This is a genomic window from Nocardia mikamii NBRC 108933 (assembly GCF_001613505.1).
In the GTDB taxonomy this organism is placed as follows: domain Bacteria; phylum Actinomycetota; class Actinomycetes; order Mycobacteriales; family Mycobacteriaceae; genus Nocardia; species Nocardia mikamii.
Map to the genome: position 1 here is coordinate 560,952 of NZ_BDCM01000003.1, position 19,750 is coordinate 580,701.

Annotated in this window: 22 protein-coding genes; 11 read left to right on the forward strand and 11 right to left on the reverse strand. The window is 66.8% G+C overall.

From position 1 onward, the window contains the following. Nucleotides 1-30: 30 nt before the first annotated feature. Nucleotides 31-717, reverse strand: coding sequence for a class I SAM-dependent methyltransferase (locus NMI01S_RS04150; protein WP_062994602.1), 687 nt, complete (start codon nucleotides 715-717; stop codon nucleotides 31-33). A gap of 169 nt (nucleotides 718-886) precedes the next feature. Between NMI01S_RS04150 and NMI01S_RS04155 the strand changes: the two genes are divergently transcribed. Then, nucleotides 887-1,453, forward strand: coding sequence for a TetR/AcrR family transcriptional regulator (locus NMI01S_RS04155; protein WP_084512392.1), 567 nt, complete (start codon nucleotides 887-889; stop codon nucleotides 1,451-1,453). A gap of 29 nt (nucleotides 1,454-1,482) precedes the next feature. On the opposite strand, the gene NMI01S_RS04160 is transcribed toward NMI01S_RS04155, so the two are convergent. Beyond that, complete coding sequence (locus NMI01S_RS04160; RefSeq protein WP_062994603.1) at nucleotides 1,483-1,974, reverse strand: glutathione peroxidase; 492 nt, start codon at nucleotides 1,972-1,974, stop codon at nucleotides 1,483-1,485. 325 nt (nucleotides 1,975-2,299) lie between these two features. On the opposite strand from NMI01S_RS04160, the gene NMI01S_RS04165 reads away from it, so the two are divergent. Beyond that, entirely contained in the window at nucleotides 2,300-3,916 is a 1,617-nt protein-coding gene (locus NMI01S_RS04165) for a GMC family oxidoreductase (protein ID WP_062994604.1), read from the forward strand. A 422-nt stretch (nucleotides 3,917-4,338) separates the two neighbouring features. Here NMI01S_RS04165 and NMI01S_RS04170 read toward each other — a convergent pair whose 3' ends face one another. Together NMI01S_RS04170 and NMI01S_RS04175 are read right to left on the reverse strand one after the other, a co-directional pair. Continuing rightward, complete coding sequence (locus tag NMI01S_RS04170; RefSeq protein ID WP_062994605.1) at nucleotides 4,339-4,620, reverse strand: hypothetical protein; 282 nt, start codon at nucleotides 4,618-4,620, stop codon at nucleotides 4,339-4,341. A gap of 2 nt (nucleotides 4,621-4,622) precedes the next feature. Further along, on the reverse strand, nucleotides 4,623-4,808 hold the full coding sequence (locus NMI01S_RS04175) for a hypothetical protein (RefSeq protein ID WP_062994606.1): 186 nt from the start codon (nucleotides 4,806-4,808) through the stop codon (nucleotides 4,623-4,625). Nucleotides 4,809-5,160: 352 nt separating this feature from the next. Here NMI01S_RS04175 and NMI01S_RS04180 point away from each other — a divergent pair, with 352 nt between their 5' ends. From NMI01S_RS04180 to NMI01S_RS04190, 3 genes are all read left to right on the forward strand, one after another. After that, nucleotides 5,161-6,051 carry a helix-turn-helix domain-containing protein gene (locus NMI01S_RS04180; protein WP_062994801.1) on the forward strand — a complete coding sequence of 297 codons (891 nt, stop codon included), beginning with the start codon at nucleotides 5,161-5,163 and terminating at the stop codon, nucleotides 6,049-6,051. Beyond that, the gene (locus NMI01S_RS04185) at nucleotides 6,048-6,254 is read left to right on the forward strand and encodes a DUF397 domain-containing protein (protein ID WP_062994607.1); all 207 of its coding nucleotides are present in this window, start codon (nucleotides 6,048-6,050) and stop codon (nucleotides 6,252-6,254) included. The genes NMI01S_RS04180 and NMI01S_RS04185 overlap by 4 nt, the downstream gene beginning before the upstream one ends. A gap of 268 nt (nucleotides 6,255-6,522) precedes the next feature. Continuing rightward, nucleotides 6,523-7,188, forward strand: a complete 666-nt coding sequence (locus tag NMI01S_RS04190) for a LutC/YkgG family protein (RefSeq protein WP_062994608.1) — start codon at nucleotides 6,523-6,525, stop codon at nucleotides 7,186-7,188. Between the two features lie 360 nt (nucleotides 7,189-7,548). On the opposite strand, the gene NMI01S_RS04195 is transcribed toward NMI01S_RS04190, so the two are convergent. After that, on the reverse strand, nucleotides 7,549-9,069 hold the full coding sequence (locus NMI01S_RS04195) for an MFS transporter (protein ID WP_062994802.1): 1,521 nt from the start codon (nucleotides 9,067-9,069) through the stop codon (nucleotides 7,549-7,551). A gap of 156 nt (nucleotides 9,070-9,225) precedes the next feature. On the opposite strand from NMI01S_RS04195, the gene NMI01S_RS04200 reads away from it, so the two are divergent. Continuing rightward, nucleotides 9,226-9,978, forward strand: a complete 753-nt coding sequence (locus NMI01S_RS04200) for a TetR/AcrR family transcriptional regulator (RefSeq protein ID WP_062994609.1) — start codon at nucleotides 9,226-9,228, stop codon at nucleotides 9,976-9,978. 28 nt (nucleotides 9,979-10,006) lie between these two features. Here NMI01S_RS04200 and NMI01S_RS04205 read toward each other — a convergent pair whose 3' ends face one another. Continuing rightward, nucleotides 10,007-10,744 carry an SDR family oxidoreductase gene (locus NMI01S_RS04205; RefSeq protein WP_062994610.1) on the reverse strand — a complete coding sequence of 246 codons (738 nt, stop codon included), beginning with the start codon at nucleotides 10,742-10,744 and terminating at the stop codon, nucleotides 10,007-10,009. 100 nt (nucleotides 10,745-10,844) lie between these two features. Between NMI01S_RS04205 and NMI01S_RS04210 the strand changes: the two genes are divergently transcribed. Beyond that, entirely contained in the window at nucleotides 10,845-11,480 is a 636-nt protein-coding gene (locus NMI01S_RS04210) for a TetR/AcrR family transcriptional regulator (RefSeq protein WP_062994611.1), read from the forward strand. 50 nt (nucleotides 11,481-11,530) lie between these two features. Next, entirely contained in the window at nucleotides 11,531-11,749 is a 219-nt protein-coding gene (locus tag NMI01S_RS04215; protein WP_062994612.1) for a hypothetical protein, read from the forward strand. Between the two features lie 79 nt (nucleotides 11,750-11,828). Here the strand turns inward: NMI01S_RS04215 and NMI01S_RS04220 are convergent, their stop codons facing one another. Next, nucleotides 11,829-13,295 (reverse strand): catalase, encoded by a 1,467-nt coding sequence (locus NMI01S_RS04220; protein ID WP_062994803.1) that lies wholly within the window; start codon nucleotides 13,293-13,295, stop codon nucleotides 11,829-11,831. 70 nt (nucleotides 13,296-13,365) lie between these two features. Next, entirely contained in the window at nucleotides 13,366-13,788 is a 423-nt protein-coding gene (locus NMI01S_RS04225) for a Fur family transcriptional regulator (protein ID WP_062994613.1), read from the reverse strand. Nucleotides 13,789-13,941: 153 nt separating this feature from the next. Between NMI01S_RS04225 and NMI01S_RS04230 the strand changes: the two genes are divergently transcribed. Beyond that, entirely contained in the window at nucleotides 13,942-15,288 is a 1,347-nt protein-coding gene (locus tag NMI01S_RS04230; protein ID WP_062994614.1) for a serine hydrolase domain-containing protein, read from the forward strand. 73 nt (nucleotides 15,289-15,361) lie between these two features. Here NMI01S_RS04230 and NMI01S_RS04235 read toward each other — a convergent pair whose 3' ends face one another. After that, nucleotides 15,362-15,778: a nuclear transport factor 2 family protein gene (locus NMI01S_RS04235; protein WP_062994615.1), complete on the reverse strand. Its 417-nt coding sequence runs from the start codon at nucleotides 15,776-15,778 to the stop codon at nucleotides 15,362-15,364. A 94-nt stretch (nucleotides 15,779-15,872) separates the two neighbouring features. Here NMI01S_RS04235 and NMI01S_RS04240 point away from each other — a divergent pair, with 94 nt between their 5' ends. Further along, the gene (locus NMI01S_RS04240; protein WP_062994616.1) at nucleotides 15,873-16,469 is read left to right on the forward strand and encodes a TetR/AcrR family transcriptional regulator; all 597 of its coding nucleotides are present in this window, start codon (nucleotides 15,873-15,875) and stop codon (nucleotides 16,467-16,469) included. Between the two features lie 94 nt (nucleotides 16,470-16,563). Here NMI01S_RS04240 and NMI01S_RS04245 read toward each other — a convergent pair whose 3' ends face one another. Both NMI01S_RS04245 and NMI01S_RS04250 read right to left on the reverse strand, forming a co-directional pair. Next, the gene (locus NMI01S_RS04245; protein WP_062994617.1) at nucleotides 16,564-17,598 is read right to left on the reverse strand and encodes an aspartate-semialdehyde dehydrogenase; all 1,035 of its coding nucleotides are present in this window, start codon (nucleotides 17,596-17,598) and stop codon (nucleotides 16,564-16,566) included. 78 nt (nucleotides 17,599-17,676) lie between these two features. After that, nucleotides 17,677-18,942: an aspartate kinase gene (locus NMI01S_RS04250; protein ID WP_062994618.1), complete on the reverse strand. Its 1,266-nt coding sequence runs from the start codon at nucleotides 18,940-18,942 to the stop codon at nucleotides 17,677-17,679. Nucleotides 18,943-19,330: 388 nt separating this feature from the next. Between NMI01S_RS04250 and NMI01S_RS04255 the strand changes: the two genes are divergently transcribed. After that, complete coding sequence (locus NMI01S_RS04255; RefSeq protein WP_062994619.1) at nucleotides 19,331-19,747, forward strand: secondary thiamine-phosphate synthase enzyme YjbQ; 417 nt, start codon at nucleotides 19,331-19,333, stop codon at nucleotides 19,745-19,747. The last annotated feature ends 3 nt before the right edge of the window (nucleotides 19,748-19,750 follow it).

The window sequence follows — 19,750 nt, forward strand, 5'->3', positions numbered from 1 at the left end:
CGCGGCCGTATCGCCTCAGCCCCTATCGCTTCAGCCCTTACCGCCGCACCCCGTGCCGCGCTCGAGCAGCCGCAGCGATCCGATGGCCGCGACCTCGCGGAAATTGCCGCTGTCCAACGCCTTTCGATAGATGTGGTACGGAGCCTGGCCGCCGTCGGCCGGATCCGGGAAGACGTCGTGGATGGCCAGCACGCCACCGGCCGCCACCCAGTGCGCCCAGCCGTCGTAATCGCGCTGGGCCGCGGCCTCGGTATGTCCGCCGTCGATGAACAGCAGCCGGATCGGGCTGCGCCAATGCTTCGCCACGGTTGCCGAGGGGCCCACCACGCCGATCACGGTATCGGTCAATTCCGCGCGCACCATGGTGCGGCGGAACGTGGTCACGGTGTCGAAGCGGCCGGTTTCGGGGTCGACCAGCGAGGTGTCGTGATATTCCCAGCCGGGCTGATGTTCCTCGGACCCGTGATGATGGTCGATGGTGTAGACGGTGGCGCCGGTGTCGCGGGCCGCCGCGCCGAGGTATATCGCCGACTTACCGCAGTAGGTGCCGATTTCCACGATTATTCCGTCGCCCGCGTACCGTCGCGCGGCCTCGTAGAGCGCGCGGCCCTCCTCGGTCGGCATGAATCCCGTCGCCTGCTCGGCCAGCTCGAACAATCGCCGAGTATCCGCGGAAATATCGGATTCCGCGGGAATTATCGAATCGGCACGAGTCATCAGAAGAACACCTTTCGGAAATCATCTCTCGATACTTTTCGAGCGGATGCGATATTTTGTGATTTGCGACTGTATCCGCTCCGGCAACGGGTATGCGAGTTGCTTTCGAAGCTTCACTACAGTAGCATCCAGACACGTGTCCGATCCCATTTCCACCGAGCCTACACCGGTGAATATGGAGGCAACTCGCCGCCGCCTCACCGAGAAGCAGGCCGATACCGTCGACCGGCTGACCAAGGCCGCGCTGGAGGTGCTGTCGCGCGAAGGCTTCGCCGGCCTCACCGTGCGCATGGTGGCCGCGGCCGCCGGAGTGGGTACGGCCACCGCCTACACCTATTTCTCCTCCAAGGAACACCTGGTCGCCGAGGTCTTCTGGCGGCGACTGGCGGCCGACACGCCGCCGGAGCCCGAGGCCGGCGCCGACCGGATCACCCGGGTGGTCGCGGTGTTGCGGCAGATCGCCATGCTGGTCGCCGACGAACCCGCACTGGCGGGCGCGGTGACCAGCGCCCTGCTGGGCACAGACCCCGACGTCGCACATCTGCGCACGCGCATCGGGACCGAGATCCGGCGGCGCCTGCTGGACGCCCTGGGCCCGGATGCCGATCCCGATGTGGTGGAAACGCTGGAATTGCTTTACGCCGGCGCTCTGGTGCGCGCCGGCGTGGGTTACGCCTCGTACGCCGAAATCGCCGATCGACTGGAAAAGTCGGCCCTGCAGGTGCTGCGGGACTGATCACGCAATTCCCGGCGCATTCCGGAAAATTACGGCAATACCGCCTCGATGGCGGCGACCACACTCGGATCCTGCGGTTCGGTGCGCGGGCGGAAACGGCCGACGACCTTACCGTCGCGATCGACGAGGAATTTCTCGAAATTCCACTGAATATCGCCGGCGTCGCCTTCGGCATCGGCGGTCTGCACGAGTTCGCGATACAGCGGATGCCGGTCGTCACCGTTCACGTCGACCTTGGCGAGCAGCGGGAAATCCACTCCATAGGTGGTCGAGCAGAACTGCTGGATCTCCTCCGCGCTGCCGGGTTCCTGCCCCATGAACTGGTTGCACGGCACGCCGACGACGCTGAATCCGCGCGAGCCGTAGGCCTGCTGCAGCGCCACCAAACCGGTGTATTGCGGCGTCAGACCGCATTTCGAGGCGACGTTGACCACGAGCAGGGCCTTGTCACCGGCGAGTTCGGCCAGGGTCGCGGGTTCGCCGGCGAGGGTCTGGACGGGAATTTCACGAATATCGGTCACAGTCGAAATGATAGGTGGAATCTCGGCGGGCGCGAGCGCGACTTCCGTCGCCGGACCCGCCCGCAGACGGGCCGCCGATGGTCGCACCACCGGTCGCCAGATCCCCGCACCGGCGAACGAATTGCAACCTGTTCTATAGTGTGACGTGAGCAACAGCGCTGCTCATAGCCAGGAAGTCGCTCCCGTACCGCGTCCCGTGGGGCATTTTTCCCCAGTGCGCGTCTTCACCATTATTAGAACTTGTTCTACAGTGATCTGAGGCACGCTCCCGCGCCGAGCGGAGCCGCGATCAGCCGCTACCACTTCGAAGATGAGGTAACCGAACATGACCGACACCAGCGCAGCCGATTACATCGTCATCGGCGCGGGCAGCTCCGGTGCCACTGTCGCTAGTCGGCTCGCCGAGCAGGGCGCCAGCGTCATCCTGCTCGAGGCCGGCCGCAAGGACAACACCAAGTTGGTCACGGTTCCGGGCATGATCACGACGGTTCACACGGTTCCGCAGCTCAAGCACCAGGTCACCTGGTCGCAGTACTCGATTCCGCAGAAGCACGCCGCGGAACGCCGGGTACCGATGACGCGCGGCAAGGTGCTGGGCGGTTCGAGTTCGGTCAACGGCATGCTCTTCGTGCGCGGCAACAAGGCCAACTTCGATTCCTGGGCCGCCGAGGGATGTGAGGGCTGGAGCTACGAGGACGTGCTGCCGGCCTACAAGCGCCTGGAGAACTGGGAGGACGGCGCCAGCGACCTGCGCGGCTCCGGCGGTCCCATCGAGGTGACCCGGCAGAAGGACCTCACCCCGATCGCCAAGGAGTGGATGGAGGCCGCGGCCGACACCTTCGGCGTCCCGGTCATCGAGGACTACAACGGCGAGTCCCAAGAGGGCATCAGCATCTTCCAGCAGAGCGTGAAGGACGGCCTGCGCTTCAGCTCCTCGCGCGGCTTCATCACCAACCGCCCCAATCCGAATCTGAAGGTCGTCACCAAGGCGCACGTGGCGCGCGTGGTGATCGAGAAGGGCCGCGCCATCGGCGTCGAGGTGATCGAGAAGAAGGGCCGCCGGATCATCCGCGCCGAGAAGGAGGTCGTGGTCTCCGGTGGCGTGATGGGTTCCGCGCACATCCTGATGCTGTCCGGAGTCGGCCCGGCGGGACACCTGCGCGACCTCGGCATCGAGGTCAACGCGGATCTGCCGGTCGGTCAGAACCTGCACGACCACCTGTTCGTCCCGATGACCTTCATCTCGAAGAAGGCGCTGCACCGCGGCATTCCGTCGCATTTCGCGGCCGGTTTCCTCAAGGAACTGCGCAGCCCCGGCAGCTCCTGGTTCGGGCGCACGGTCTTCGAATCCGTGGGCTTCGTGCGGACCTCGTTCGCCAAGGACATCCCGGATATGCAGATCCACACCCTGCCGTGGAGCTACCCGACGCCCAACCAGGACGAGGACAAGCTGCACATGGTGGACAAGCGGGAGGCTCTGACCATCTTCCCGACCCTGATCTACCCGAAGAGCCGCGGCGAACTGCGCCTGGCCTCGACCGACCCGCTGACCTCGCCGCTGATCGACCCGGGCTACCTCTCGGATCCGGCCGATATGGACTTCCTGGTCGAGGCCATCGGCATGATCCGCGAGGCGGCGGCGAACAAGGCGATCGCGGGCGATATCACCGAGGAATTCTCCCCCGGCCCCGCGTTCCAGGACGAGACCGCGCTGCGCCGCGAGCTGCCGATGCGTATCCACTCGGTCTATCACCCGGTCGGCACCTGCCGGATGGGTGTTGACGAGCGCGCGGTCGTCGACCCGCAGCTGCGGGTGCGCGGCATCGAGGGCCTGCGTGTGGCCGACGCTTCGATCATGCCGAGCATCACCGGCGGCAACACCAACGCGCCGTGCTACATGATCGGTGAGAAGGCCGCCGAATTCATCACTGCCTCAGCGTAATTCGCATCGCCCGGCCGGCCCCGGTTGTGATCTCCGATCGCAACCGGGGCCGTCGTCGTCGGGGAGTCTGATGTCGCCGAGATCGTGTCGACGGTGAACGGTGGGCGTTCCCGAGGAGGCGGTGGTGGTCGGCCGCTTTATCCCGAAGCGGTGATTTGTCATCCGCGCCGCCCGGAGCGCTGCGCAGCATCCGTTCCGGCGGGCGGGGTCGGGTGGCGGGGTAGCAGGTCGTTCAGGCAGGGGAAGCTGGTGGCGGGGGTGGCGCGTAGGGCTTGCGCGATTGCCGCGTACCAGTGGGGGTCGCCTTGGATCGCCGGTGCCGATGATGTCCGTGGAATGCGTTGCGGCAGAGAAGGTGTCATACATCGTTCCTTGTCGAGTTGCGGTGGCCTGCGGGGTCGGGAGGGGACCCCACAGGCACCTCAGGCTCGCTCGCGGCACTCGGTGGGGAGTGTGGACGGTGGCGTCGGAACGTCCTGCGAGCGAGTCGTTTTCATGGTGGGCCCGGTGCGGCAGCCGGGGCATCGGGCGGGGGTCGCGGCGTCTGGGTCGTGGCCGAGGGTTGTGAGGATGTTGCGGCAGCTGCTGAGCATGTCGCAGGTCTGCGGGGTGCAGTTGGCGTGGCGTTCGGCGTGGATCTCGCGGTGCATCCGCTCGGGGGAGATCGGGTTGGCGAGCGGGCCGTGGAAGACCGGATTGGTCATGCTCAGATCCCGAAGTGCGGGCGGTCGGCGGGGTGCATGGCGCCGGTCGCGACCAGCCAGAGTTTGGCCTGTAACTTTCTGGCGCACACCGTTATCGGGCAATCGAGATGGTCCTGCATGATGCGGTGAGCGAGCGCGGTGGTCATGGTCGGCAAGGCGCTGTGGATGATCGGTCGCAGACCGTGCACGGGAGAACACCTCCGGACATCGTCGGGGCACCAGCGGGCATGCGGCTGGTGGTACTCCCGATGGCCGGGGCCATTTTTCGGCCACCACCTTGCGGCGTCGGTGCTACGCGGTAATGTCTCGTCGGTATCATCACGGTTGTAGTCGCATCCGGGGGCAACGGTTGTGCGACTTGCCGATTCGAGTTTCCCGGCCATCGGGGTGGCTCAAGAAGACCACCGACTGAGCCGGCGGGACAATAGCGCCATGCATATGCAACGGAAGTTCTGCAACGGCCCAGAGCGGTCCGCACGGGGGTAGCCGATTTCTTTCCTCGTGCAAACGGAGACCACTCACGATGCAAACGAGGAATCCATGACGAACGTTGGTGAGGACAGCTCGACCACCCTGCCCCGGCGGCAATTGGGAAGGTATCTCAAGGAGGCCCGCCTCGGCGTGGGCCTTCGGTTGGAAGACGTTGCGCCACTTATGCAATGGTCGGCGAGCAAGCTGTCTCGACTCGAAGCCGGAAAGTCCCCGGCCATCCGCGTGCTCGATGTGGAGGCGCTGTGCGCGATCTACGACATCGACGATCCCGAGGTCATTGCCGGACTGGTCGGCCTGGCGAAACAGAGCACCGGCAAAAGCTGGTGGCAGGCATTCGATGACGTTATTTCGGGGAACTTCGACCTGTACGTGGGATTGGAGTCGTCGGCGCGGCAACTGTCGATCTTTCGCCCGGACATGCTGCCTGGCCTACTTCAGACCCCGAACTACGCCCGTCTCCTGGATCAGATCTATTTCCCGAGAATTGCAAGGGACGAATTGGAGCGGCGCATGGAGCTGAAACGCCGACGACAAGTGCTCGTCACCCGGAAAACCAACCCGGCCAAAGTGGATTTGGTGATTCAAGAAGCCGTTCTGCGGACGATGGTCGGTACTCCGGCCCTCATGGCGGAGCAGCTACGTCATCTCGCCGACGCGCCCGCCAACGTCACCGTGCGCGTCCTACCGTTCGCCGCCGGATTTCCGCTGGGAACACCGCCGGGACCGTTCACGATCCTCGACTTCGGTCAAGACTCGAAGGGTCGCGATATCTCGCCAACCGTGGTCTATATCGAGTCCTACGCGGGCGATATGTACCTCGAGCGAAACGCCGATGTGGGACGGTATCGTCAGGCGTACAACGTCATCCAGCAAGCGGCACTTGACGTTGCAGAGAGCAAGCGTCTTCTGCGGCACACAGCAAGGGAGTTCCGAGCGTGAACGTCGATCTGACCGGGGCGAAGTGGTTCAAGTCCAGCCGCAGTTCGGGCGGCAAGGACTGCGTAGAAACAGCGTTCCTCGCCAGCGGCCATGTCGGAGTCCGCGACTCCAAGCACCCCACCGGCCCCGCCCTCGTCTTCACCCCTGCCGAATGGGACGCCTTCACCACCGACCTCCGCAACGGCACCCTCGACCACGCTTGACCGATCGCCTCATGCGAAACAAGGGGCTGAGCACGTCGTTCGGCGCGGATCTACTGTGACCAGGACCACAACAGGGAGGGTGTCGTGGTCGCGGCCGGCACTCGGCGGGATGAACGGCCACCGCGGCGATCTGGTCGTCACGCTGATCCGGCACCGGCGCGAGCCGGGAATTCGTGGGCTGAGCTCGCGATCTCCTACCGCACGGTAGCCTGGTGCGCGAAGTACGATCCGGCGGGAGGAGCCGGAGCAATGGAACGGGAGATTCACGGTGACCTCGCGGGAGGATTTCCTGCGCCGCGTGCGCGATGCCCTCGAGGCGTTACCCAATGACGAACGTATGGTGCCGGTGCCGCGCAACTATCAGCGCAACGCCCCGGTGCACTCGGCCGAGGACCAGGCCGAGATCGTCGAACTGTTCATCGACCGCCTCAAACACCATGGCGCCCAGGTTCATCGGGTCGGCGTGGACGAGATCCCCGGTGCGATCGACTCGGCCCTGCGCGCCCACGGCGCCCGCTCGGCGCTGGCCCCCGACGGCCTGCCCGAGCATTGGCTGCGGCGCTGGGAACTGACGGGCGAACATCGTGTCCTCGACGATCAACCGCACCTGTCGATCCTCGATCGTGAACGCACCGATGCCGTGGTCACCGGATGTGCCGGCGCGGTAGCCGATGCCGGAACCCTGATCCTCGACGGCGGACCGGGACAGTGCCGCCGCGATGCCGCCGTTCTGGCCGACTGTCACATCTGCGTGGTCCGCGTCGAGCAGATCGACTACTCGCTGCCGCAGGTCCTGGACAAGCTGGACCCGCGCCGGTCCATCACCTGGTTCGGCGGCCCGACCGCCATGACCGATCCGGAGGCCGATTCCGGCAAGGTCGGCGGGGTGATCGAGGAGACCGAGCGACGGCTGGTCGTCGTCATCGCCGGTTGATCGACGGCCTCTCATTTCCAAGCGCCCCCACAAGCGCTCGTTAAGGGCGCGGCAAGCGCATCCCGGCAATGTCGTCGTCGACACCGGGAGTGCTCCTGCCGCGAGAGGGGGCGGCAGGATCACCCACCGGCTGCGACCGAGACGATCCGCTCGGTCTGTCGACGAGGGGTGACAGGCCGGGCGGATCACGATTCGGCAGCGGCGCGGGTGTCCGACTCGAGGAATGATGGGGGTATGGAAACTGCGGTCGTCTTCGTCCTGGCTTGCCTGATCTACTGGTGGGGCTTGATCTGACCGATCGGCAGCCCCCGGCTCGCCACGGACTCGACCTCCGGACGCGACGGAGTCCGTCCCGGCCGGTCAGCGCGTGCCGACCAGTTCTTCCGCTGTACCCGGGTCCTGCTGTCCCACAGTCTCTTTCACGTTACGCATCGACAACACCGCCACCAGTGCCGCGACCACCGCGCTCACCGCGCCGACCGCGAAGGCGGCCTGCATTCCCGAACTGAAGGCATCGCGAGCCAGTCCCGCCAGGTGCGGGTCGCCCAGGCCGAGCGCACCGGCGATGGATTCGCGCGCACTCGCCGGCGCCCGGTCCGGCATCGCGCCGGAATAGCCGCCCGCCAGGATGGCTCCCAGGACCGCGACGCCCAGCGCACCACCGGTCTGCTGAATGGTGTCGTTGAGCGCCGACCCCACCCCGGCATGTTCGGCGGGCACCGCGCTCATCAACGCGCCGATTGCCGCGGGCATCGCCAGACCGGCTCCCGCGCCGAGCAGTGCCATGGCCAGCGCGGGCAGCCAGAACCCGGTTCCGGCGTTCAATGTGGCCAGCACCCCGAAGCCTCCGGCGACGACGACCAACCCGGCGACGGTCACCGGCTTGGCACCGAGTTTCGCGACCACGCTCGCCCCCAGCGCGTTGAACGCCAGCAGCGCGATCGCCATCGGCGTGAACGCGAGCGCGGTCCGCATCGGCGAATAACCGAGCACGAATTGCAGATATTGCGTCAGCACCAGCACCAGGCCGCCGTTGGCGAAGGTCACCAGCACCAGCGAGAAGCTGGACCCGGTGAAGGTGCGGTTGCCGAACAAATGCAGCGGGACCATCGGCGAATCGGTGCGCAGTTCCCGAATCACGAAGCCACACAACGCGGCGGCCGTCACCGCCGCGGCAGCGATGGTCGCACCGTCCGACCAGCCGCGCTGCGGCACCGCGATGATCGTCCACACCAGCGCCGTCATCCCGACGATGGACAGCACCGTGCCCGGGAGGTCCGGCTTACGCCACGGCCCCCGCGATTCCGGCATGAGCACCAACGCCGCGATGATCGCCATGCCCGCGATCGGCACATTCATCACGAAGACCGAACCCCACCAGAAGTGGTTCAGCAGCGCCCCGCCGAGCACCGGGCCGCCGACCATGCCGAGGGTGGCGACCGCACTCCACGCCGCGATGGCCTTCGGCCGTTCCCGGTCGTCGAAGACGGTGATGAGGATCGACAGGGTGCTGGGCATGATCAGGACGCCGCCGATGCCCATCAGGACCCGCCCGGCGATAAGCGTCTCCGGACTTCCGGCATAGGCGGCCAGCAGTGAGGCGCCGCCGAAGAGTGCCAGTCCGATCACCATGACCAGACGCCGGCCGAAGCGGTCGGAGAGACTGCCGGACGTGAGCAGCAGTCCGGCGAACACCAGCAGATAGGCGTCGATGATCCATTGGATCTGCTGCGCGTCGGCATGCAGATCGGTGGCGATCTGCGGGATGGCGACCGTCAGCACCATATTGTCGATCACCAGCACCAGCGAGCTGAGGCACAGGACGACCAGGATCAGCCACCGGCGCGCACTGCCGACAGCGGTCGATTCCGAAGTTTCCATCGCGAATCCTTCCGAGAGATCGAAGCGACGCACACCGTGCGCCATTGCCGAACACTGTACGGTCACCGCACAGTGTTCGGCAATGGGTACGACGTTCGCCCGATCGAACGTCGTGCGGACGCGACTATGCTGACGTCGACTGCGAAAGGAGAGCCGATGGCGTCTCGGCCCGATACGACCCGATCCACGGAAGCCACGCAGATTCGCTCGGTGTGGACCCGCGAGCACCGGCAGCGCCGCGATCAGCCCGCGCTGAGCCGAGAGCAGATCGTCGCCGAGGCGATCGCCCTGCTCGACGCCGAAGGGTTCGAATCGCTGAGCATGCGCAAGTTGGGCAGCCGGTTGGGCGCGGGCGCGACCTCGCTCTACACCCATGTCGCCAACAAGGACGAACTGCTCGAACTGGTCGTCGACGCGGCCTTCGGCGAACTGCGGTTACCGGCCGAGCCGATCGCCGACTGGCGGGCCGCCGCGCTCGAACTATGTCAGGACATCCGGCACATCCTGCTGCGCCACCCATGGACTTCGATGGTGATGACCACCGCCGGGCTGGTCTATCTGGGGCCGAACATGTTGCGTCTGTCCGAGTCGTTGCTGTCGATATTGGAAGGCGCCGGCTTCGACACGGACACCGCGGACCGCGCCTCGAATACGCTGCTCGCCTACGTCATCGGCGCCACCTCCACCGAGGCCGCGATGCTGACCTCGATCGCGCGCAGCGGCCTCGACGAACAGGTCTGGTTCGACCAGTTCATGGCCGCCGCCGAAATCGCCGCACGCCCCTATCCCCGGATCTACCAGCGCTTCGCCGACCACCGCGGCCACGACTCCGCCCGCATCCGCGAGGACAATTTCGACGAGGAACTCGGCCTGATCCTGGACGGACTGCACGCGCGGCGGAGGTCCTGAGCAACTGCCCGGACCTCCACCGCGGAGCTCAGCGGCCGGTGGGCAGGTTCGCCCCGCCGGTGACGTCGAGCACCACACCGCTGACGAAGCCGTTGGTGGCGATCATGTGTACGGCCCGCGCCAATTCCTCCGGATCCCCTACGCGCCCAACGGGTGTGGTGGCGGCGAGGCCGTCGAAGAGGGTGCGGCGCTGTTGCTCCGGCACCCGCTCCCACCATTCGGTGTCGATGACGCCGGGGGCCACGGCGTTCACCCGCAGCGGGGCGAGCTCGACCGCCAGCGGAGGCACCATGGCGTTCAGCGCCCCGTTGATCGCGGCGAGTCCGGCGGTGCCGGGGAAGGCCGCATGCGCCGACGCCGCGGTGATCAGGGTGATCGAACCGTTCGAAACCAGATGCGGCAGAGCGGCTTTGACAATTCTCACCTGCGGCCAGAACTTGCCGTCGAACCCCTGCGCCAGGTGGTCGAGATCGAGTTCGGCGAACGGACCGCTGCCCGCCGAACCGCTGACCGCGACGACGAGGTGGTCGATGGGACCGGACTGTGCGAAGAATGCCGCGATCTGCTCGGCATCGGTCGCGTCCATCCGGTAGCCGCTGGTCTTACCGCCCAGCCGAGCCACTGCCGCGTCGAGTTTGTCCTGACCGCGGCCGGTGATGACGACCTCGGCGCCCTCGTTCGCGAACAGCGCGGCGGTGGCCGCACCGATACCGGAACTACCGCCCATGACGACGACGCGCGGGATGCCGGTGCTGGAAGCGCTCATTACTGTTCCTGTCCTGTACAGTTTGTCGAGACTGACAGTCTCGACAACGAGCGTATCGGGTGCGGTATTCCCGCACATCGTCACCGCTGGGAGGCAGGCCATGGGAATACCACCGCGGGAGCCGGATTCGGCGCCGCCCGAGCGCGCGCACACCGGCCGGCGCCGGAACGAGGCCACCCATCGCGCGATTCTCGACGCCGCCCTGGCCCAACTCGCCACCTCCGACGGCCGCTCGGTCACGGTCGATTCCATCGCGGCCGCGGCCGGGGTCGGCAAACAGACGATCTACCGCTGGTGGCCGTCGAAGGGTGCGGTGCTGCTCGATGCTCTGCTCGACCGCGCGCGCCGCTCGGTCCCGACTCCCGACACCGGCTCGGTGCGCACCGATCTGCTGGCGGTCGCCGATTCCACTTTCGCCGGCGCCCAGCAGGCTTCGACCGCCCCGGCGCTGCGCGCGCTGGTCCGCGAGGCCGCGCGAGACCCCCACCTCGCCGAATTGATGCAGGAGTTCACCGCGGCTCGCCGCGCCGCCGTGCGCGATATCCTCGAGCGCGCGATCACCCGAGGTGAACTGCCCGCCGAGACGGATGCCGACCTGCTGGTGGATCTGCTCTACGGACTGTTCTGGTACCGCTTCCTGCTCGGCCACGCCCCACTCGACCACACCACCGCGACCCGGCTCGTCGACACCCTGCTGCCGCCCGTTAACACTTCTCGCACAGCCGTAGATGAGTGAGCGGATCCGTTCCCACGGATCGAAAACCCTTGACGGAAGGTCTGTTCACGATGACTCGGATTTCGCGGCTCACCGCCGGCGCACTGGTGTGTGGCGCCGTCCTGCTCCCCCTCGCTCCGGCCCAGGCCGAGACGGCGACGCAGACCGCCGCACCCGTGTCCGCGACCCAGCCGGTTGCCGACGGCGGCAGCGGATCGTCCACACAGTCCATCATGTGCACCATCCTTCGCCTGATGCTGATGAACCAGGGCCCCACCTGGTGCCAGTAGCGGCCGGCGCCGCGCGGCATCGATAACAGGCGACGGGCCCGCACCGAAGTCCGGTGCGGGCCCGCAGATTTCGTCAGCTTCAGCCGTTGCCGTTCAGACCGGCGCGCACACCTTCCTCGATGCGCTTGCCGATCTCCGGATCGACGTTCTTCCAGTAGTCGAACACCCGGCTCAGCACCGGTTCACGCACGCCGCCGAGCACATGCCCGACCACGTTGTCCACCAAGCGCTCCCGCTGTTCGTCGTTGTACACCTCACGCACCAGCGTGCCCGGCTGTGCCCAGTCGCTGTCCTCGGCGTGCTGGACGTAGCCGGCCCGCACCTGCTCGGGCTCGAAACTCCACGCCGCCTCCTCCGGGGCGGCGGCCGCGTCGGCATGCGGGCCGCCGAACGAATTCGGCGCGTACACAGGCACTTCCGGCGCGTTGAAGTCGTAGCGCATGGCGCCCTCCTTGGAGTAGGAGTTCACCTCCGCCGCCCGCGCGCGGTTCGGCGGCAACTGGTGGTAGTTGGTGCCGATGCGGTAGCGATGGGCGTCGGCATAGGCGAAGACCCGGCCCAGCAGCATCTTGTCCGGCGAATAACCGATACCCGGCACGATCGCCGACGGCTCGAACGCGGCCTGTTCGATCTCGACGAAGTAGTTGCGCGGGTTGCGGTTCAGCGTCCAGGTGCCGACCTCGATCAGCGGGTAGTCCTTGTGCGACCACACCTTGGTCAGATCGAACGGGTTGAAGCGGTAGTTCGCCGCCTCGCCCACCGGCATGATCTGTACATACAGAGTCCAGCTCGGGAATTCACCCCGTCCGATGGCCTCCCACAGATCCTGGCGGTGATAGTCGGGATCGGTGCCGGCCAGCCGGTCGGCCTCCGCCTGAGTCAGGAATTCGATGCCCTGATCGGTTTTGAAGTGGTACTTCACCCAGAACCGTTCGCCCGCGGCGTTGATCCACTGGTAGGTGTGCGAGCCGTAGCCGTTCATGTGCCGGTAGGTCTTGGGAATGCCACGGTCACCCATCAGCCAGGTCACCTGATGCGCCGATTCCGGGCGCAGGGTCCAGAAGTCCCACTGCATGTTGTGATCGCGAAGGCCGTTGCCCGGCAGTCGCTTCTGCGAACGGATGAAATCGGGGAACTTGATCGGGTCCTTGATGAAGAACACCGGGGTGTTGTTGCCGACCAGATCGTAGTTGCCGTCGGGGGTGTAGAACTTGACCGCGAAACCGCGCGGATCGCGCCAGGTGTCGGGGCTGCCCTGTTCACCGGCGACGGTGGAGAACCGCGCCAGCGATTCGGTCCGCGCACCCGGCTGGAACAGCTTCGCCTTGGTGTAGCGGCTGACGTCGTTGGTGACGACGAGCTCGCCGAAGGCGCCCGCACCCTTGGCGTGCACGATCCGCTCCGGCACCCGCTCCCGGTTGAACTGGGCGAGCTTCTCGATCAGGTAATGGTCGTGCAGCAGAATCGGGCCCTCGGTGCCGGCGGTCAGCGATTCGTTGTCGCTGGGGACCGGAGTGCCGGTGTTGGTAGTGGTCGGCCCACTGATCGGCTTGGTCATCGCAGCCTCCTGTTTCAGCTGTCGCCCGGGAGGTCCGGGCCATCGTGATGGCGCGTCGTCACCGACGGCATTGCGGGCAGAGTCCCCAGAACACGACCTCGGCTTCGTCGATCGTGAACCCGTGCGCATCCGACGGGTCGAGGCAGGGGGCACGGCCCACGACACAGTCCACGTCCACGACCGTGCCGCAGTTTCTGCACACCAGATGGTGATGGTTGTCGGTGATGCGGGTTTCGTACCGCGCCGCCGAACCGGCCGGTTCGATCCGGCGCAGCAGGCCCGCGCCCACACAGGCGTGCAATACGTCGTACACGGCCTGTGTCGACACCGAACCCAGCTCCCGCCGGACCGCGGCGGCCACCCTGTCGGCATCCGAATGCGGATGGGCCGCAACCGCTTCCAACACCGCCACCCGCGGGCGGGTAACCCGCAGGCCGGCCGCACGCAATCGTTCGCGCGGATCGAAACCCTCGGTGTGCATGACCCCAGTCTGCCCCTTTTCTGGAATAAGTCAAGAAAAGACTCATGGGGATGTTTTCTCCGGGCCGCACCCCCTTGTCGTGCCGATTCCGATTTGATTGCGGCGGTTGCGTGTTGGACACCACGGCCGGATGCCCGTCGTTAACCTCGACTCATGGGACGCCTACACGGCTGGTTCATCGGGGTTCTCGTCGTCGTACTGATCGGTGGCGCCTGCGCCACCGCGGTACCGGCACGAGCGGAGGATCCACCGACCTGCGCGGTCTCGTCCGGACGCGCATTCGAACGGGCCACCCCGGAATCGGCGGGCCTGGATTCGGCGCGGCTGGCTTCCGCGCTGCGGTTCGCCGACGAACGGAACCGGCTGAACGTCAAAATCTTTCGGCACAACTGCCTGATCGGATCCGGCGCGCACAACGACGCCACCGATACCACGCCGTGGAATATCTGGAGCGTCACCAAAAGCGTGGTGTCGCTGATCGCCGGAATCGCGTGGGATCAGGGCGAACTCGATATCGACGCGCCGATCGACCGCTACCTGCCGCCCGGACTCGGCGATGCCGCCCACCGCGCGATCACCGTCGAGGATTTGCTCACCGAGCGCTCCGGCCTGCGCGTCGGAGTGATCAACGAGGGCGTCTCCGGGGTGGTGCCGATCGATCCGAACAGTGCTGTGCAGGCGCTCGGGGTCCCGCTCGACAATCCGCCCGGCACCCGGTTCTCCTACAGTCAGCGCAACGTCGATCTGCTGTCGTATGTGATCGAACTGGCCGTCGGTGAACCGCTGCAACAGTTCGCACAGCGCGAACTGTTCTCCCCCTTGGGAATTCAGCGTAGCGACTACTACTGGGCTCGCGACCGTTCCGGTCACACCTACGGCTACGCGCACCTGATGATCCCGCCGGACGATCTGGCGAAGATCGCCCTGCTGGTCGCAAACCACGGCGACTGGAACGGGGTGCCGGTGGTCTCGGCCGACTATCTGCGCCGGGCCCAGGAGACGGGCCCGGGCCGCGAGTGTTACGGCTATCTGTTCTGGGCCCGCCCCGGGTGTATCGAGATACCGTCGTTCCTGCCCCCGGATGTGTTCGCGATGTCCGGGCTCGGCCTGCAGGACGTCTTCTTCATCCCCAGCCTGGACCTCACCGTGGTGTGGACCGGCGTCTTCGGCAACCGCAGCAGCGGTGGCCCGACCGGCATCGTGCAGAACCTGACGGAGTTGACCTGGGAGTTCTTCCGCAGATTACTCGGCGCCTTCCGGGAGCCGCCGATTCCGGATCCCGGCCCCTATGTCGAACCACCGGTCACCCTGGATCCGCGGGCGTTCTTCGATCCGGACATCACCCTGGCGGTATTCGGCGTCGGGCCCGATGCCTACCGCGGCTGTTCGGTGCTGTCCTGTCTGAATACGCCACTGGCACCGCCGTTCTCGGACGCCCCGCCGGGCTGCGCACTGCTGGTCTGCCTCGGGCCCGATCCCCGCACACCCGGAATCCGCTGACGCGGCGGCGTGATGCGCGGAGTCGGGCGGACAGCTCCGGCACGCGCTCCCGGGCCGGGCCGGCGAGGTCGGGTCAGCCGGCGATTCGCCCGATCCGCGCGGTATCCATATAGTCACGGAACAGGGTGACCTCGCCGTCCCGCACGTGCACCACGTTGACCGAGGTGTGAACCCGCGCCCGCGGCGCCCCCGGCAGCGTCATATCCACCTCGTTCTCCACGAAAAGTACTCCGTCCTCGGTCGATTCGTACACCGTGGGATAGACGCCGTGCACTTCGATGCCGGACAGACCCGACCAGCGTTGCGCGAGGTGTTCGCGGATCGCCTCCCGTCCCTCGAGCCGCTGCGGCATTCCCGGAATCGGGAACGGGATCTCGAAGACCGCATCGGGGGCGAGCGCCGCGACGAAGGCATCGGCATCGCGCACCGGCAATGTCGCGAACAGGTCCTCGACCACCTGGCGGGCACTGCGCACCGAACTGGAAACCATGACAAACTCCCTATGCTAGAAGCGGAACGTACGCCCCGTTTATAATCCGGAACGCACGCCCCGTTTGTCAACGGTTGACCGGTAGACTCGCCGTGTGGCGGAGAAACAGTCAGCGGACCCGGCGGCCGAACCACGCCGCGCCCTGCGCGCCGACGCCCGCCGCAACCGGGAACGGGTACTCGCGGCCGCCCGGGAAGCCTTTGCCGCCGAAGGTATTTCGGTCCCCTTGGATGAGATCGCGCGGCGCGCCGGGGTAGGCCCCGGCACCGTGTACCGCCATTTCCCCACCAAGGAAGCCCTGTTCCACGCCGCCATCGTCGACAACATCGAGCGAATGCTCGACTACGCGCGCAGCCTCGAGTCCGCCGCTGATCCCGGGGCCGCCTTCTTCGACCTGCTGGACCACATGGTCGCCGAGGGCGGGGTCAAGCGCGACCTCGCCGACGCGCTGGGCGGTCACGAGACGATCGAGATCACCGGTCCCACAAAAGAATTCCAGGCCGCGATCGCCCGGTTGCTGCGGCGCGCGCAGGATGGCGGCGCGATCCGCGGCGATATCGACTTCGACGATCTGATGCGGGTACTGAAGGGCACCTTCGCGGGTACGCACACCGCCACCGGAGATCAGCGAGCCCGCGCTTTCGCCGTCGTCTTCGACGGACTCCGGGCCCGCTGCGCACCAGCCGGCTGAGCCCCCGCGAGAAACCCGCTGAGCGGCGACAAGAAAACGGGCCGCCCGCAATCGGACGGCCCGTTCGAAGTGAACGTCGACAGAGAACCCAGTGTCAGCGCTGCGCGAGCAGCACTTCCGCGATCTGAATCGTGTTGAGCGCGGCGCCCTTTCGCAGGTTGTCACCCGAGACGAACAGTGCCAGGCCGCGCCCCTCCGGCACGCCCGGATCCTGACGGATCCGGCCGACCAGCGACTCGTCCTTACCGGCGGCATCCAGCGGCGTCGGGACGTCGACCAGCTTCACACCGGCCGCATCGGCGAGCAGTTCCTTCGCCCGCTCCACCGAGAGCGGCCGCGCGAATTCGGCATTGATCGACAGCGAATGCCCGGTGAAGACCGGCACGCGCACACAGGTGCCGCTGACCAGCAGCTCCGGCAGGCCGAGAATCTTGCGACTCTCGTTGCGCAGCTTCTGATCCTCGTCCGTTTCACCGGAACCGTCGTCGACGAGCGAACCCGCCAGCGGCAGCACGTTGAACGCGATCGGCGCGACGTACTTGTTCGGCGCGGGAAACTGCACGGCGCTCCCGTCGTGGGTCAGCTTCTCGGCATCCCCGATCACCGCGCGGGCCTGGCCGGCCAACTCCTCGACACCGGCCAGTCCACTGCCGGACACGGCCTGGTAGCTGGAGACGATCAGCCGCTGCAGTCCGGCCTCGTCGTGCAGGGGCTTGAGCACCGGCATGGCGGCCATCGTGGTGCAGTTCGGGTTGGCGATGATGCCCTTGACCAGATTGCGGGTCTGTTCGGGGTTCACCTCGCTGACCACCAGCGGCACCTCGGGGTCCTTGCGCCACGCCGAGGAGTTGTCGATGACGGTCACGCCCGCGGCCGCGAACCGCGGCGCCTGCACCCGGGACATGGTGGCGCCGGCGGAGAACAGGGCGATATCCAGTCCGGACGGATCCGCGGTCTCGGTGTCCTCGACCACGATCTCGCCGCCGCGCCAGGGCAGCTTCTTCCCGGCCGAGCGCGAGGAGGCGAAGAATCGCACCTCATCGGCGGGAAAGTCGCGCTCCTCCAGCAGTTTTCGCATGACGGCGCCGACCTGCCCGGTCGCGCCGACCACACCTACGCGTACACCCATGGCTCTGCTCCATTCGACATGCTCGGGAGCGCTACGTGGTTACGCTGCGCTGCCGCCTCCGCGCTTGACCCGACCATGTCAGCGCCCCGATCCCGCGTGCACGACCGCCACCTCGTCGCCGCCGAGGTCGAACGCCTTGTGCAACACCTGCACGGCGCCGTCCAGCTCGGTGTCCTTGACCAGCACGGAGATGCGGATCTCGGAAGTGGAGATCAGGTCGATGTTGATTCCGGCCTTGGCCAGCGCCTCACAGAAGGTGGCGGTGACGCCGGGGTGGCTCTTCATCCCCGCGCCGACCAGCGACACCTTGCCGATGTGGTCGTCGTAGAGAACCTGGCTGAAGCCCAGCTCGCCCTGACGCTTGGTCAGGAACTCCACCGCGCGCGGCCCGTCGGCCCTGGGCAGGGTGAAGGTGATGTCGGTCTTGCCCGTCTCGACCTTGGAGATGTTCTGCAACACCATGTCGATGTTGATCTCGGCGTCGGCGATGGCCCGGAACACCTTGGCCGCGTAGCCCGGCTCGTCCGGCAGGGCCACCACGGTCACCTTGGCCTCGCTGCGATCGTGCGCGACGCCGGTGAGAATTGCGTCCTCCAAGGGGATGTCCTCCATCGATCCGTAGATATAGGTGCCCTTGCGGTCGGTATAGGACGACCGCACGTGCACCGGAACGTTGTAGCGGCGGGCGTATTCGACGCAGCGCAGCATCAGCACCTTGGCGCCGGTGGCGGCGAGCTCGAGCATCTCCTCGAAGCTCACCTGCTCCAGCTTCTGCGCATCCGGCACGATCCGCGGATCGGCGGTGAACACGCCGTCGACATCGGTGTAGATCTCGCAGACATCGGCCTCCAGCGCGGCGGCCAGCGCGACCGCGGTGGTGTCGGAACCGCCGCGGCCCAGCGTGGTGATGTCGCGGCTGTCCTGCGAGACGCCCTGGAAACCCGCGACCAGCACGATCATGCCCTCGTCGAGGGCATCGCGAACCCGGGACGGAGTCACGTCGATGATGCGGGCGTTGCCGTGGGTGCCGGTGGTGATCACTCCCGCCTGGGAACCGGTGAACGACCGCGCCTCGGCGCCGAGCGAGTGAATCGCCATGGCCACCAACGCATTCGAGATACGCTCACCGGAGGTCAGCAGCATGTCGAGTTCACGGGCCGGCGGCGCGGGCGCCACCTGCTGGGCCAGGTCGAGCAGTTCGTCGGTGGTGTCACCCATTGCCGAGCACACGACGACCACGTCGTGCCCCTGCTTCTTCGTCTCGACGATCCGCTCAGCGACGCGCCGGATCCGCTCGGCAGACTCGAGCGAAGATCCTCCGTACTTCTGAACGACGAGAGCCACAGTGGGGTCCTCCAAGATCGACTAGCTGCTGTTACAGCCAATAAGACTACCGATCGGAGTCCGCTCGGTGGTGGGCTACCTCCGAGCGGCCACCGGGACCGGCGGGGTTCGTCCCCCGAATTCGCTACCCGGACCAGCGGCGATCCCGTCCCGTGCCGGCGCTGCGGGGCGCGGCCGCGACGGCAGAGCCCTTGCAGGGCATCGGAATCGGCGCGAACAGCCCCGTTCATCAGCGGTTTTCCGGGTCCGCCGGAGGCCGTGATCCGCTGCCGCCCCAACAGCCGGCGTACCGGTGTGAGTAATCACACCGACCGGTTTAGCACCCGGTCGGCGAACCCCTTCACCCGAGTTCCCGGTGTACCGCGCGGCGAAAGCGCACGATGGGCCTATGAAGAGCATCGAAATCGAGCTGCACACCGGCGATCGCGAGGTCGTCCACGACCTCACCCCGCAGTGCGCCACGTTTCTGCGCGAGGCCGGTGGGGGCGACGGACTGCTGCACGTCTTCGTCCCGCACGCCACCGCCGGCGTGGCCCTGATAGAGCTCGGCGCGGGCAGCGACGACGACCTGCTGCACGCCCTGCGCGATCTGCTGCCGGCCGACGATCGCTGGCGCCACGCCCACGGCTCGCGCGGGCACGGCCGCTCGCACGTCATGCCCGCGCTGATCGCGCCTTATGCCACCGTGCCGGTGCTGGGCGGCGAGCTGACGCTCGGCACCTGGCAGTCCATCGCCTTCGTGGACCTCAACGTCGACAACCCGGTCCGCCGGGTGCGCCTGTCCTTCCTGCGCGATGCCGGGTGATCC

Coding starts and splice junctions, on each gene's coding strand:
- NMI01S_RS04150 (WP_062994602.1), bottom strand. CDS start 717: ATGACTCGTGCCGATTCGATAATTCCCGCGGAATCCGATATTTCCGCG.
- NMI01S_RS04165 (WP_062994604.1), top strand. CDS start 2,300: ATGACCGACACCAGCGCAGCCGATTACATCGTCATCGGCGCGGGCAGC.
- NMI01S_RS04170 (WP_062994605.1), bottom strand. CDS start 4,620: ATGACCAATCCGGTCTTCCACGGCCCGCTCGCCAACCCGATCTCCCCC.
- NMI01S_RS04180 (WP_062994801.1), top strand. CDS start 5,161: ATGACGAACGTTGGTGAGGACAGCTCGACCACCCTGCCCCGGCGGCAA.
- NMI01S_RS04195 (WP_062994802.1), bottom strand. CDS start 9,069: ATGGAAACTTCGGAATCGACCGCTGTCGGCAGTGCGCGCCGGTGGCTG.
- NMI01S_RS04200 (WP_062994609.1), top strand. CDS start 9,226: ATGGCGTCTCGGCCCGATACGACCCGATCCACGGAAGCCACGCAGATT.
- NMI01S_RS04205 (WP_062994610.1), bottom strand. CDS start 10,744: ATGAGCGCTTCCAGCACCGGCATCCCGCGCGTCGTCGTCATGGGCGGT.
- NMI01S_RS04210 (WP_062994611.1), top strand. CDS start 10,845: ATGGGAATACCACCGCGGGAGCCGGATTCGGCGCCGCCCGAGCGCGCG.
- NMI01S_RS04215 (WP_062994612.1), top strand. CDS start 11,531: ATGACTCGGATTTCGCGGCTCACCGCCGGCGCACTGGTGTGTGGCGCC.
- NMI01S_RS04225 (WP_062994613.1), bottom strand. CDS start 13,788: ATGCACACCGAGGGTTTCGATCCGCGCGAACGATTGCGTGCGGCCGGC.
- NMI01S_RS04230 (WP_062994614.1), top strand. CDS start 13,942: ATGGGACGCCTACACGGCTGGTTCATCGGGGTTCTCGTCGTCGTACTG.
- NMI01S_RS04235 (WP_062994615.1), bottom strand. CDS start 15,778: ATGGTTTCCAGTTCGGTGCGCAGTGCCCGCCAGGTGGTCGAGGACCTG.
- NMI01S_RS04245 (WP_062994617.1), bottom strand. CDS start 17,598: ATGGGTGTACGCGTAGGTGTGGTCGGCGCGACCGGGCAGGTCGGCGCC.
- NMI01S_RS04255 (WP_062994619.1), top strand. CDS start 19,331: ATGAAGAGCATCGAAATCGAGCTGCACACCGGCGATCGCGAGGTCGTC.